The sequence below is a fragment of the Curtobacterium sp. AC268 genome (genome assembly GCF_979258745.1).
The window spans coordinates 1,311,925-1,325,192 of sequence record NZ_OZ409878.1; the positions used below are offsets into that span (position 1 = coordinate 1,311,925).

Sequence of the window (13,268 nt, forward strand, 5' to 3'; positions counted from 1 at the left end):
GTGCTGCACGTTCGTGCACGCGAGTTGCCCGCCCTGTCGAACGAGCGCACGATCGATCCTGACCCCACGAACAGACGAAGGAAGCGACGAACCATGTCGAAGAAGACACAGCCCCGGAACACGGTGACCGCCCTCACCGAGCGCCCGAACGCGCAGGTCCTCGTCGTCGGCGGCGGCATCAACGGCATCGCGACGTTCCGCGACCTGGCGCTCCAGGGCGTCGACGTCGCCCTGGTCGAGCGTGGCGACTACGCCTCCGGCGCCTCCGCGGCCTCGAGCCACATGATCCACGGCGGCATCCGCTACCTGGAGAACGGCGAGTTCCGCCTGGTGCGCGAGAGCGTGCAGGAGCGCAACGGCCTGATCCGCATCGCCCCGCACTACGTCAAGCCGCTGCAGACGACCATGCCGATCTTCTCGACGTTCTCCGGCATCATGAACGCCCCGCTGCGCATGCTGACGCACAAGCAGCGCTCCACCAAGGAGCGCGGCGCGATGCTCATCAAGATCGGCATGACGATCTACGACTCCTTCTCGCGTGACGGCGGCTCCGTCCCGAAGCACGTCTTCCGCACCAAGAAGGCCGCGCTCGAGGACATGCCCGCCCTCAACAAGGACCTGAAGTACACGGGTACCTACTACGACGCGAGCGTGCACGAGCCCGAGCGCCTGGCCCTCGACGTCCTGAAGGACGGCCTGGCCGCGGGAGCCGGGAGCGGCTCCGCCGCGACCGCCCGCGCCACGAACTACGTCGAGGCAGCCGGCACCCGCGACGGCGGCGTCCTGCTGCGCGACCGCGAGACCGGCGACGAGTTCGTCTTCACCGCCGACGTCGTGATCAACGCTTCCGGCCCCTGGACCGACCTGACGAACGAGGCGTTCGGCGGCGAGACGAAGTTCATGGGCGGCACGAAGGGCTCGCACATCGTCGTCCACAACGACGAGCTGCTCGAGGCCACCAAGGGCCGCGAGCTGTTCTTCGAGAACGACGACGGCCGCATCGTCCTCATCTACCCGCTCAAGGGCCGGGTCCTCATCGGCACGACCGACATCGACGCCGACCCCGCGAAGCCGGTCACGACGACCGACGAGGAGATCGACTACTTCTTCGGGCTCGTGAAGCACGTGTTCCCGCAGATCGACGTCACCCGCGACCACATCGTCTACAGCTACTCCGGCATCCGCCCGCTCCCCCGCCACGAGGACACCGCCCCCGGCTTCGTGTCCCGCGACTACCGGATCGTGGACACCCAGATCGCCGGGCTGCCGAAGTCGACCGTGCTGTCGCTCGTCGGTGGCAAGTGGACGACCTTCCGTGCCCTCGCTGCACACCTGTCCACCGAGGCGACGACCAAGCTCGGCATGAGCCGCAAGGTCGACACCACGGGCATGCCGATCGGCGGTGGCAAGGAGTTCCCGACCACCGACGCGCAGCGCGCCCTGTGGATCAAGTCGCACCGCGACGGCCTGGACGAGTCGCTGGTCGAGGGCCTGCTCGAGCGCTACGGCACCCGTGCCGCCGAGGTCGTGGACGTCCTGACCGACGGCCCGGTCGAGCCGCTCGAGTCCGACCCGTCGCTCACCCGCGCCGAGGTCGCGTACTTCGCCCGCCACGAGCAGGCCGTCCACCTGGTCGACGTCGTCCTGCGCCGCACGAACCTGGCGTTCGTCGGCGGGGTCACGATCGACCTGCTCGACGAGCTGGCCGACGTGCTCGCCGGTGCGCTCGGCTGGACGACCGAGGAGCGCGCGGACGAGGTCCAGCGCACGCTCGACGTGCTGCGTGAGTCGCACGGCGTGATCGTGCCGCTGACGTCGGCGTCGCAGCTCGCGTAGTCGACGCAAGGACAAGACGGACGGGAGGCCCGGTACCAGCTGGTACCGGGCCTCCCGTCCGTTCGTGGTCGCGTCTGCGAGCCGTTGGTCGCGTCGGCGACCGCTGGTCGCGTCAGAAACGCTCGCCGGTGGGGTCGAGCGCCGTGCGGTCGATGAGCTGGTCGCCGCCGACCGGCTCGCCTTCCCAGTCGACCAGGCGCCAGCCGTCGGCGAACGAGCCCTCGAGCTCGACGATGCCGGTGTTCTCCAGGTGGCGCTTCGTGCCGAAGTGGTCCGGGGTGTTCTGCGCAGCCGCGCTCGCCCACGTGCGGATCGCGGCACCGTGGCTGACGGCGGCGGCGACCGCGACCCCGGTGGCCTCGATCTGCCGGACGGCGTCGTCGTAGCGCTCGAAGAACTCGGTGCCGCTCTCGGCGCCGGGCATCCGGGTCGTCCGATCGCCGCCGGACCAGCCGTGCACGGTGGAGATGTAGGTCTGCACGGACACCTTGTCGCTCTTGCCCTGGGTGTCGCCCGCCTCGATCTCACGCAGGCCCGGCAGCACAACGGGCTCGAGGCCGAGCGAGGTCGCGAGGGGCGCCGCGGTGATCTGCGTGCGGATCATCGACGACACGAACAGTCGCTCGATCCCCCGGTCGGCGAGCGCTGCCGGCAGCGCGTCGGCCTGCTGCTGCCCGAGCTCCGTCAGCCCCGGTCCGGGCACCACGGCATCGAGGATGCCGTGCACGTTCGCGGGGGTCTGGCCGTGGCGGATGAGCAGCAGTCGCATGCCGCCACCCTACGGACCGCCGCTGACGTCAGCCCTGCCGTGTGTTCCAGCGGGGGTTCTTCTTGTTGATGACGTAGACGCGGCCGCGGCGTCGGACGACCTGCGAGCCGGGGATCTGCTTCAGGGCCTTGAGGGAGTTGCGGACCTTCACGACGAGCCTCCTTGTTGATAACGGTTTTCAGTTACAGTAGCGGACATGCGTGCTGCTGCCATCACCCTCGTCACCGCCCTGCACCAGGTCGACGCCGACCGCGTCGCCGCCCGGATCTCGGACGGGCACCGGATGCACGTCGCCGGGAGTGCCTTCGCCACCGCCCGCGCCGTGGCCGACCGTGCCGACCAGCTCGACCGGGTCTGCGGGCCCGACTCGGGCCACGGGCTCGTCGTCACCCTGCACCCGGGAGCCGATGCCCGAGCGGTCGGCATGCTGCTCGCCAACGCGGCACGGTCCGAGACCGGCGACGACCGGGTGCTGCGGCACGTCGTCGGGGTGCTGCGGGCCGACGACGTCGCGCACCTGCTGTGGTCGGACGTCGACGACGCCTTCGTGGCCGCGGACCGGATGGCCGCACTCGTCGAGTACGCGACGGTGATCGCCCTCGACCGCATCGAACCGCTGTCGGGCCGTCGGCGACGGGCGCTCGTCTCGCTGCTGCACCGGATGGCGCCCCAGGCCGTGATCGTCGCCCTGCCCGCGATCCGCAGCGCCGCCGACCTGCCGGCGTCGAACGGTGGAGCCGCGCGGGTGCTCGCCACCGGTGCCGGCTGGATGCGGGCGCTGTCGAGCGGTGCGGACACCGGGCGCGAGGCCCGCGACGCCCTGGTCTCGATGCGCTACCGGGAGCCGCTGCCGTTCCACCCCGGACGACTGTCGTCCGTCATCGCCGACGACCTGTCCGCCGGGGTGAACGGTCGCGTGCTGCGGTCGCGGGGGTTCTTCCGCCTGGCGTCCCGGCCGGACCACGTCGGCTCGTGGTCGAGCTTCGGGTCGATGCTCGCGCTCGACCCCACCGCGAACCCGTCGTGGGACGCCGACGCCCCGATCGGGCAGGCGCTGTGGTTCGTCGGCGAGCAGCTCGACGTCCGGGCGATCGAGCGGGCGCTCGACGGGGCGCTGCTCACGCCGTCGGAGCTGCTCGCCGGGCCGGACGTGTGGCGCGGCTGGCCGGACCCGTTCCCGGTGTGGCCCGCGGTCGACCCGGCGTCGGAGCACCGGCACGAGTGAGGCGGGCGGGCGCGGCCGGGTTGCGCACTCGTCTTGCGACAGAGCACGAGTCGATCGACGCGTGCATCGTCGTCTCATGCGCACACATCCGCAGCGTCAGCGCGCTGGCACCCCCTCAGCCTCGCGCGCAGCAGCAGCCGCCGCGTCCTGCGCCGCGAACGGCAGGTCACCGAGGTCCAGGTGCGGGTTCGTGTCCTGCGTGAGCACGAGCTCCTTCGCCTCGTCCTCGGTCTCCACCGCCGGCATCGACCCGGGCAGCGGGCGCTGCGAGGACTCCTTCATGCAGAAGACCCCGATCGCTCCGACGACGCTCATCGCCATCAGGAAGTACGCCGGCGCGAGCTCGTCACCCGTGGCGGTGAGCAGCGCCTGCACGATCAGGGGCGTGGTCCCGCCGAACACCGCGATCGCGATGTTGTATGCGAACCCCATGCCGCCGTACCGCGTCGAGGTCGGGAACAGCGCCGGCAGCGACGCAGCCTGGTTCGACACCCACAGCGCCGTCATCAGCGCGAGCAGCCCGAGGCCGGCGAGCGTCGACCACTGCGCCCCGTGCCCGATGAGCATGAACGCCGGCACGACGAGCACGACGGTGGTGGCGGCACCGATCCACATCACGACGCGGCGGCCGAGGCGGTCGGAGAGCTTGCCGGTCAGCGGCAGCATCACCGCGAGCAGCAGGAGCACCGGGATCGTCAGCAGCGTGCCGTCGATGGCGGAGTACCCGAGCGAGTCGGTCAGGTACGTCGGCATGTACGAGGTCAGGGCGTAGCCCACGGTGTTCGACGCGGCGACGAGCATGATCGCGATGACGATCGGGCGCCAGTGCTGGCGGACCATCGCGACGACGTTGGCCGGACGCTCACCCTCGAAGGACGCACGGGACTCGGTCGCGGCCTCCTGCGCGGCCTGGGTCGCCTGGAACACCGGCGACTCCTCGATCCGCAGGCGGAAGTAGATGGCCACGACGCCGATCACCCCGGCCGCCAGGAACGGGAACCGCCAGCCGTAGGCGGTCATCGCCTCGTCGCCGAGGGTGAGCTGCAGCACCGACACGACCGTGGCACCGAGCGCGAAGCCGAGGTAGCTGCCGAAGTCCAGGATGCTCGCGAAGAACCCCCGACGGCGGTCCGGGGCGTACTCGGTGACGAAGGTCGTCGCCCCGGCGTACTCACCACCGGTCGAGAAGCCCTGCGCGAGCTTCAGCACGACGAGCAGGATCGGGCCGAACACGCCGATCGTCGCGTACGCGGGGAGCGCCCCGATCAGGAACGTCGACGCCGCCATCATGATCAGCGTCGTCGCGAGCACCTTCTGCCGACCGATCCGGTCACCGAGGCGTCCGAACACGATGCCACCGAGCGGCCGCGCGATGTACGTCGCCGCGAACACCCCGAGGCTGAACAGGATCTGCACCGCTGGTTCGGCCGTCGGCAGGAAGACCTTCCCCATCGTGACGGCCAGGTAGCCGTACACACCGACGTCGTACCACTCCATGGTGTTGCCGACGACCATGCCGCTGACGGCTCGCCGCATCATGCTCTTGTCGACCACGGTGACGTCGCTCTCGCGCAGCCGTCGGTGCGGTCGGGGGTGGGTACTGCTGGGGTCGGAACCCATGCATCGCTCCTCGAGAAGATCGGTGGGCCGTCGGGAACCGGCCCAGAACAGCGAGCGACGTTACCGAGCAACCGAAATGTCATTGGGCGGTGATTCTCAGGGAACGGCGTGTCACCCGAACGGGGGTCGCCGCCGATCCGCACCAGTCCGGCGAACCCGGAAGCTGAGTAACGAGGCCGTAACATCGGGCTCATGGCGATCGAACCCGAGACGAAGAACTGGACGTGGGTCATCGAGTCCGCGTGTCCCGAGTGCGGCTACGACGGCAGCGCGGTCACCGTCCGCGACGTGCCGGGCATCATCGACGAGAACACCGCAGGATGGCCCGCGGTCCTCGGACGCGATGACGTGCGCGACCGCCCCGACGACCAGACCTGGTCACCGCTCGAGTACGGCGCCCACGTGCGGGACGTCCACCGGAAGATGGCGGAGCGCCTCGAGCTGATGCTCACCGAGGACGCCCCGACGTTCCCGAACTGGGACCAGGACGCCACCGCCGTCGAGGACCGCTACGGCGAGCAGGACCCCGCGGTCGTTGCCGAGGAACTGCGGGAGTCGGCCGACCGCGCGGCCCGGGCCTTCGCAGCGGTGCCCGACGAGGTGCTCGAGCGCACCGGGCTCCGGTCCGACGGCAGCGCCTTCACCGTCGCGACGCTCGCCACCTACTACGCGCACGACCCGGTGCACCACCTGTGGGACGTGCGGCGCACGCTCTAGACGTGGGGACCACCGGCCTGGAGGCGCGGTGCGGCCCCGCCCCGCGCCTCCAGGCCGCACGCGGTCGCCCCCGAAACCGGGCGTACCTGCCGGAACCGGGCGTACCTGCCGAAACCGGGCGTACCTGCCAAGAGGAAACGACCAGGTATGCCCGAAAGTACCCTCCATCGCACGCGTGATGGGAAGGAACGGGCGCTCAGGCGAGTGCGTCGAGCACGGCGCGCGCCGTCGCGGCGTCGGTCACCAGCTCGTTGACCAGCCCGCCCCGCACCGCGGCCACGATGCTCGTGACCTTGGCGCTGCCCACGGCGACCCCGACCGCGTGCGGCACGGTCGACAGGATCTCGCGCGAGGTCCGCACCATCCGGTCGCTGCCCGGGAACTCGATCGGCGAGCCGTCCGCGGCGTAGAAGTTCAGGCAGACGTCGCCGGCGGCCCGGTCGAACGCCACGTCCTCGACCGGGATGCCCCGGGCCAGGGCGTCACGCGTGTGCGTCGGCGCCCCGATGCCGAGGATCGCGCCCTTCGCCCGGCTCCACAGCCCGACGACGTGTTGGAACGCCGGGTCCTCGTCGAGGGTGGACCGCATCGCCGGGGACGGCAGCGCCTGGGCGAACAGGAACGCCGGGATCGCGCCGGAGTGCTCCGCGGCCGTCCGGGTGATCTCGTTCGTCTGGAACCACGGCATCGGGTCGGCCTGCCCGCCCACGGTGGGCACGAGCTGCACGCCGGGCATGGTCGGCATGCCGGACCGTGCGACGTCGTACACGGTGCGGCCGGACGACATCAGGACGGCGTCGCCGGGGACGAGCCCCATGCCCTCGACCGCGGCGGCCAGCGGTGCGGCCAGGTCGGCGCCGAGCGTCGCGGCGTGGGTGACCGCCGCGAGGTGCACGGCTCGGAGCCCGAGCACGACCTGCAGCCGTTCGGCGAGTGCCACGGTCTCGTCCTGGAACGGGTCGACGACCTCGATGCGGACGAGTCCAGCCTTGCGGGCCTCGGCCACGAGCCGCGAGACGGTCGGGCGCGAGACGCCGAGGCGCGAGGCGATCTCGACCTGCGTGGCGTCCTCGAGGTAGTACCTCCGCGCCGCCTGGTAGACGGTGTCCAGCGGGAACCGGGTCCGCGACGCGTCGGGGCCGGGGCCGGGGCCGGGGCCGGGGCCGGGGCCGGGGCCGGGGCCAGCGGTGCTCTCGGACGACATGGAGCAGGACCCTTCGACTCGATCGGACACCGCGATCGTAGTCCGAGCAGGCCTCAGCGGATCGTGAACCCGCCGTCCACCCGGAGGTCTGCACCGTTCACCATGGCGCTCGACTCCCCCGCCAGGAACAGCACGGCCGCGGCGATCTCGTCGGGGGTCGCGAAGCGGCCGGTGGGGATCTCGTCCTGGTGCCGGATGCCGTTCTCGTTCGCCCAGGCAGCACGGCCGAGGTCGGTGAGGACGACGGTCGGCGACACGGTGTTCACGGTGACGCCGCGGCCACCCCACTCGAGTGCGAGCACGGTCGTCAGGCCGATGACGCCGGCCTTCGAGGCGCAGTAGGCGGCGTGGCCGTCGATGCCGACGTGGGCCGCCTGCGATGCGATGTTCACGATCCGCCCGTACCCGGCGTCGAGCATGTGCCGGCCGACGGCCTGCGCCACGCGGAACGTGCCGGTCAGGTTGACGTCGATGGTCGCCGCCCAGGTCTCGGCAGCCAGGTCCTCCGCCGGGGCGAGCGCGGCGATGCCAGCGCAGTTCACCAGCACATCGACGCCGCCGAAGTGCCGGACGACGTCCGCGACGGTGCGGGCCACGGAGTCGGCGTCGGTCACGTCGCAGGCGAAGCCGGCATGGAGGCCCGTAGCCGCGTCCGCCCCGTCGGCCGCGGCGTCCGGCCCGGTCGTCACGGGCCGGGCAGACACGGGCAGGTCGGCCGCCGCCGACGTGGCGCCGTCGGCACGGACGTCGACGACGGCGACGCGGGCACCCCGCGCGGCCAGGGCCCGGGCGATGGCGTTGCCGATGCCGGACGCCCCACCGGTCACCACCGCCGTGCGGCCGCTGAAGTCGTTGGTCAGGTCGATCGTGTCGGGGCCCGGTCGGAGGGCCGCGGCGAAGTCCGTCGTCATGTTCGCTCCCTTGCGTTCGGTGTGGAACCTACCAGAAATTGTGTTCTGGACAAACGTTCTGCAGGGTGTACAGTCATCGCCGAAGCCACCCAACGGAGGAACAGCTCATGTCGACGACGACCGAGAACGCGGCCACGACCGCCCCCACCACGATCCCCACGACGATGCGCGCAGTCGTCGTCCACGGCCCCGGTGACTACCGGCTCGAGGAGCGTCCCGTCCCGACGCCCGGTCCCGGGGAACTCCTGCTCCGCACCGACGCCGTCGGCATCTGCGCGAGCGACCTGAAGTGCTACCACGGCGCCGCGAAGTTCTGGGGCGACGAGAACCGTGCGGCCTGGGCCGAGCGCGACCGCATCCCCGGACACGAGTTCGTCGGCACGATCGTCGCCGGTGACGACACCGCCCTGACCAAGCGTGGCGTCGCCCTCGGTGACCGGATCGCCTGCGAGCAGATCGTGCCGTGCTGGGAGTGCCGCTACTGCCTCGAGGGCGCGTACTGGATGTGCAACGTGCACGACATGTTCGGCTTCAAGGGCTACGACGGCGCGATGGCCGAGTACGTGCTCGTGCCGGCGAAGGCGCTGACCCACCCGGTGTCGAAGGCGCTGCCCGGCCAGGTCGCTGCGTTCTCGGAGCCGTTGTCCTGCGCGTTCCACGCCGTCGAGCGCGGGGACATCAAGTTCGGCGACACGGTGGTGATCGCCGGTGCCGGCCCGATCGGCCTCTCCGCGATCGCCGGTGCGCGGCAGAAGAACCCGCTCCGGATCATCGCGCTCGACGTGGTCGAGGCGAAGCTCGAGCTGGCCCGCAAGGTCGGCGCCGACCTCACGATCAACATCGCCCAGGAGGACGCGGTCGCCCGGGTCAAGGAGCTCACCGACGGCTACGGTGCCGACGTCTACATCGAGGCCACCGGGCACCCGTCCGCGGTGCCGCAGGGCCTGAACCTGCTCCGCAAGCTCGGGACCTTCGTCGAGTACTCGGTGTTCAAGGACGACGTGTCCGTGGACTGGTCGATCATCTCGGACGACAAGGAGCTCGACGTCCGCGGCGCCCACCTCGGTCCGCACACCTGGCCGGCGGCGATCAAGCTGCTCGAGGCCGGGACCCTGCCGATGTCGGAGATCTGCACGCACCAGTTCCCGCTCGAGCAGTTCCAGGAGGCCCTCGACCTGGTCGGCGACTCCGCCGGTGCCAGCGTCAAGGTGTCGATCATCCCGTCCCTGACCGCCCCCACCACGGCCGCACCGGCCGCACCGGCCGCACCGGCCGCACAGGCCGTACAGGCCTGACCGACTCCGCCAGCAGGGAGAGAACGAGCATGTCAACGACGACAGCCCGCGCCACCGGCGCCCGCACGACCGCGCCCCGCACCGAGGGCCGCCTGGACCGGATGGGCATCCCCCGTCCGCTCGCCCTCGGGTTCGTCGCCGTCCTGGTCTTCATGACCGGGAACGGCGTCGAGTCGAACTTCATCACGCCGCACATGGTGGCGGTCCTCGGCAGCCCCGAGGCCACCGTGGCGACGATCGTCACGTTCTACAGCCTCGCCGCACTGATCGGCAGCTACGTCTCGGGGGCCCTGTCCGACCTGGTCGGGCCGCGCCGCGTGATGATCCTCGGCTTCGCCGTCTGGGTCGTGTTCGAGGTCCTGTTCCTGCTGGCACTCGGTGCCGGCAGTGTCCCGTTCGCCGCCGTCACCTACGCGTTGCGGGGGTTCGGCTACCCGCTGTTCGCCTTCGCGTTCCTGGTCTGGGTGAACATCACCACCCCGGTCGAACGGAACGGCTCCGCGGTCGGCTGGTTCTACGTCGCCTTCACGGGTGGCCTGCCGACCCTCGGCTCGCTGTTCGCGATCGGTGCCATCCCGGTGTTCGGCGGCGGCACGGTCGGTGAGACCGGTGCGATGGTCGCCTCGATCGGCCTGGTCGTGATCGGGTTCCTCATCATGCTGTTCGGCGTCCGGCTGCCGAACGGGTTCACGCGCATCGCCCCCGCCGGCGAGAGCGCCTGGCAGGTGCTGACGAGCGGCATCCGCCTGACGGTCACGCGACCCAAGATCCTGATGGGCTTCCTCGTCCGCCTGATCAACACCGCGCCGGAGTTCGGCATGTTCGTCGTGCTCCCCGCGGTCATCGCGAACGAGCGCGGCTGGGGCCAGAGCCGCTGGCTGCTCATGACCGTCTGCGTCTACGCGACGAACATCCTGGTCAACGCCCTGTTCGGCTGGGTGGGCGACAAGATCGGCTGGCAGCGCACCGTCAAGTGGTTCGGCATCGTCGGCTCCGCCCTCGGGCTCATCGCCTGGTGGTACGTGCCGCAGCTCGTCCCCGCCGGGTCGGACTGGGGCTACGTGCTCTCCGTCGTCGCCGGCTGCGTGTTCGGCTGCCTGCTCGCCGGGTTCGTGCCGATGGGCGCGATCATGCCGGCGCTCGCCCCCGAGCACAAGGGCGCCGCGATGGCGATGTACACCACGGCCGCCGGCGGCGCCGCGTTCCTCGGCACCGGTGTCGTCGCCGCGGTCTTCGCCCTGGGCGGCGGCGGCCAGGCCGCCACGTGGACGTTCGTCGGCCTGTACGCCTGCGCCTTCGTGATGATCCACTTCCTCAAGGTCCCGCAGGGCGACCGAGGACACTGAGTTCCGGGCGACGACGGCCGTCCCGTCGTCGCCCGGTGCACCACCCACCACCATCCCCGGAGGACCCGCACCATGACCACGATCCACGACGACCCGGACGAGTTCGCCGAAGACCAGCTGAGCGGCTGGCTCGCGCTCTACGCCGACCGGGTCCGCGGCGTCCACGGCGGCGTCGTCGCCCTGCCCACCGAAGGGGCCGCACCGCAGGTCGCCGTCGTCGTCGGGGGCGGCTCCGGCCACTACCCCGCGTTCTGCGGCGTCGTCGGTCCGGGCTTCGCCACCGGCGCCGTCGTCGGCAACGTCTTCACCTCGCCGTCGACCGCGCAGGTCTACTCGGTCGCCAAGGCCGCCGACCAGGGCCGCGGTGTCGTGCTGTCGTTCGGCAACTACGCCGGCGACACCATGAACTTCGGGCTCGCGGCCGAGCGGCTGCGTGCCGAGGGCATCGACACCCGCATCGTCGTGGTCACCGACGACGTCGCCAGCGCCGACGACGAGACGAAGCGGCGCGGCATCGCCGGCGACTTCTCCGTCTTCAAGGCGATGGGTGCCGCTGCTGCCGAGGGGGCCGATCTCGACGAGGTCGAACGGATCGGCCGTGCGTCGAACGCCGCGACCCGCACCATCGGCGTCGCGTTCTCCGGCTGCACCATGCCCGGCGCGACCGAACCGCTGTTCACCGTCCCCGAGGGCCACCTCGGCCTGGGACTCGGCATCCACGGCGAACCGGGCATCCAGGACGTCCCGCTGCTCCGTGCGACGGACCTGGCGTCCCTGCTCGCCGAACGGCTGCTCACCGACCGCCCCGCAGCCGCCGGCTCCCGGGTCGCCCCGATCCTCAACGGGCTCGGTGACACCAAGTACGAGGAACTCTTCCTGCTCTGGGGCCGGGTGCTGCCCCTGCTGCAGGACGCCGGGCTCCAGGTCGTCGAACCCGAGGTCGGCGAACTCGTCACGAGCCTCGACATGGGCGGCTGCTCGCTGACGCTGCAGTGGCTCGACGACGAACTCGAGCGGCTCTGGCGCGCCGACGCCTACACGCCCGCGTACCGCAAGGTGGCGGCGCCGGTCGCAGCGCTCGTGCCGGCCGACGCGGTGGACGCCGCCGAGGACGAGGCGACGGTCGTCCCGGAGGCGACCGATGCCTCCCGGCAGGCCGCGCAGACGGCGCGAGCCGCCGTCGAGGCGATGGACGCGCTCCTGCGCGAGCACGAGGAGACGCTCGGCCGCATCGATGCGGTCGCCGGGGACGGCGACCACGGCCGCGGCATGGTCAAGGGGATCGGCGCGGCGCGCAAGGCGGTCGACGGGCTCGGCCCGGAGGCCGGGGTCGCCTTCGTCCTCGGACGCGCCGGTGACGCATGGGCCGCGTTCGCGGGCGGTACCTCCGGTGTCCTGTGGGGCGCCGCACTCGAGGCGTTCGGCCGTTCCCTCGGCGACGACCGTGACTCGTACCGGGCGTCCGACGTCGTCGACGCGGCGCAGGCCTTCGCCGACTCGATCGTCCACCTGGGCGGGGCGTCCCGCGGGGACAAGACGCTGCTCGACGCCCTGCTGCCGTTCGTGGACGAACTGCGCGGGGCCGTCGACACCGGCGCACCGCTCGTGGCAGCGTGGGAGACCTCGGCGCGGGTCGCGGTCGAGCAGGCCGAGGCCACCGCCGACCTCACGCCGAAGGTCGGACGGGCAAGGCCGCTGGCCGAGAAGAGCCTGGGGACACCCGACGCGGGTGCCACCTCGATGGGGATGGTCCTCACGCGGATCGGCGAGGTCCTCGCCGCCCGTGCTGACAAGGAAGGAACACACGCATGACGTACCGTCTCGTGATCGGGTCCGACGACGCCGGGTTCGACTACAAGGAGATCATCAAGGCCGACCTGCTCGCCGACGACCGGGTGTCGGGTGTCACCGACGTCGGCGTCGACGCGGACGGCCACACTGCCTACCCGCACGTCGCCGTGGACGCTGCGCGCCTGGTGGCGAACGGCGAGGCCGACCGCGCGATCCTGATCTGCGGCACCGGCCTCGGTGTGGCGATCAGCGCGAACAAGGTGCCGGGCATCCGCGCCGTGACCGCGCACGACTCCTACAGCGTGGAGCGGTCGATCCTGTCGAACGACGCCCAGGTGCTCTGCATGGGGCAGCGCGTCGTCGGCATCGAGCTCGCCCGCCGTCTGGCGAAGGAGTGGCTCGGCTACGAGTTCGACCGTTCCAGTGCCAGCGCCGAGAAGGTCAACGCCATCTGCGAGTACGACGGCAGCGCGCCCGCCGGCGTCGACGCCCAGGCGTAGATCGCTCGGGTTGCGCACGGCACCGGTGTTCGCGCACGCCCGTTCGGGTGTTCG

At 71.4% G+C, this 13,268-nt stretch carries 12 protein-coding genes; 7 read left to right on the plus strand and 5 right to left on the minus strand.

The window, feature by feature from the left end; genetic code table 11:
* Positions 1-93 precede the first annotated feature (93 nt).
* The gene (locus tag ACZZ9K_RS06200; protein WP_463443576.1) at positions 94-1,836 is read left to right on the plus strand and encodes a glycerol-3-phosphate dehydrogenase/oxidase; all 1,743 of its coding nucleotides are present in this window, start codon (positions 94-96) and stop codon (positions 1,834-1,836) included.
* A 112-nt stretch (positions 1,837-1,948) separates the two neighbouring features.
* Here the strand turns inward: ACZZ9K_RS06200 and ACZZ9K_RS06205 are convergent, their stop codons facing one another.
* Positions 1,949-2,605: a histidine phosphatase family protein gene (locus ACZZ9K_RS06205; RefSeq protein ID WP_176709180.1), complete on the minus strand. Its 657-nt coding sequence runs from the start codon at positions 2,603-2,605 to the stop codon at positions 1,949-1,951.
* Between the two features lie 28 nt (positions 2,606-2,633).
* Positions 2,634-2,756 (minus strand): type B 50S ribosomal protein L36, encoded by a 123-nt coding sequence (ykgO, locus tag ACZZ9K_RS06210; protein WP_071247691.1) that lies wholly within the window; start codon positions 2,754-2,756, stop codon positions 2,634-2,636.
* Positions 2,757-2,801: 45 nt separating this feature from the next.
* Here ykgO and ACZZ9K_RS06215 point away from each other — a divergent pair, with 45 nt between their 5' ends.
* Entirely contained in the window at positions 2,802-3,830 is a 1,029-nt protein-coding gene (locus ACZZ9K_RS06215; protein ID WP_463443577.1) for a GTP-binding protein, read from the plus strand.
* A gap of 96 nt (positions 3,831-3,926) precedes the next feature.
* Here ACZZ9K_RS06215 and ACZZ9K_RS06220 read toward each other — a convergent pair whose 3' ends face one another.
* Entirely contained in the window at positions 3,927-5,450 is a 1,524-nt protein-coding gene (locus tag ACZZ9K_RS06220; RefSeq protein WP_027466228.1) for an MFS transporter, read from the minus strand.
* 192 nt (positions 5,451-5,642) lie between these two features.
* Here ACZZ9K_RS06220 and ACZZ9K_RS06225 point away from each other — a divergent pair, with 192 nt between their 5' ends.
* Positions 5,643-6,167, plus strand: a complete 525-nt coding sequence (locus tag ACZZ9K_RS06225) for a DinB family protein (protein WP_173034827.1) — start codon at positions 5,643-5,645, stop codon at positions 6,165-6,167.
* Positions 6,168-6,363: 196 nt separating this feature from the next.
* Here the strand turns inward: ACZZ9K_RS06225 and ACZZ9K_RS06230 are convergent, their stop codons facing one another.
* Both ACZZ9K_RS06230 and ACZZ9K_RS06235 read right to left on the minus strand, forming a co-directional pair.
* Positions 6,364-7,371 (minus strand): sugar-binding transcriptional regulator, encoded by a 1,008-nt coding sequence (locus tag ACZZ9K_RS06230; RefSeq protein ID WP_463443578.1) that lies wholly within the window; start codon positions 7,369-7,371, stop codon positions 6,364-6,366.
* Positions 7,372-7,424: 53 nt separating this feature from the next.
* On the minus strand, positions 7,425-8,282 hold the full coding sequence (locus tag ACZZ9K_RS06235) for a GolD/DthD family dehydrogenase (protein WP_463443579.1): 858 nt from the start codon (positions 8,280-8,282) through the stop codon (positions 7,425-7,427).
* 107 nt (positions 8,283-8,389) lie between these two features.
* On the opposite strand from ACZZ9K_RS06235, the gene ACZZ9K_RS06240 reads away from it, so the two are divergent.
* The 4 genes from ACZZ9K_RS06240 to ACZZ9K_RS06255 all read left to right on the plus strand — a co-directional run bounded on the left by ACZZ9K_RS06240 (position 8,390) and on the right by ACZZ9K_RS06255 (position 13,214).
* Positions 8,390-9,577: a zinc-binding dehydrogenase gene (locus tag ACZZ9K_RS06240; protein WP_463443580.1), complete on the plus strand. Its 1,188-nt coding sequence runs from the start codon at positions 8,390-8,392 to the stop codon at positions 9,575-9,577.
* 29 nt (positions 9,578-9,606) lie between these two features.
* Positions 9,607-10,923 carry an MFS transporter gene (locus ACZZ9K_RS06245; RefSeq protein ID WP_232536509.1) on the plus strand — a complete coding sequence of 439 codons (1,317 nt, stop codon included), beginning with the start codon at positions 9,607-9,609 and terminating at the stop codon, positions 10,921-10,923.
* A gap of 72 nt (positions 10,924-10,995) precedes the next feature.
* Complete coding sequence (locus ACZZ9K_RS06250) at positions 10,996-12,735, plus strand: dihydroxyacetone kinase family protein (protein ID WP_463443581.1); 1,740 nt, start codon at positions 10,996-10,998, stop codon at positions 12,733-12,735.
* Positions 12,732-13,214: a ribose-5-phosphate isomerase gene (locus tag ACZZ9K_RS06255; RefSeq protein ID WP_138803953.1), complete on the plus strand. Its 483-nt coding sequence runs from the start codon at positions 12,732-12,734 to the stop codon at positions 13,212-13,214. The genes ACZZ9K_RS06250 and ACZZ9K_RS06255 overlap by 4 nt, the downstream gene beginning before the upstream one ends.
* The last annotated feature ends 54 nt before the right edge of the window (positions 13,215-13,268 follow it).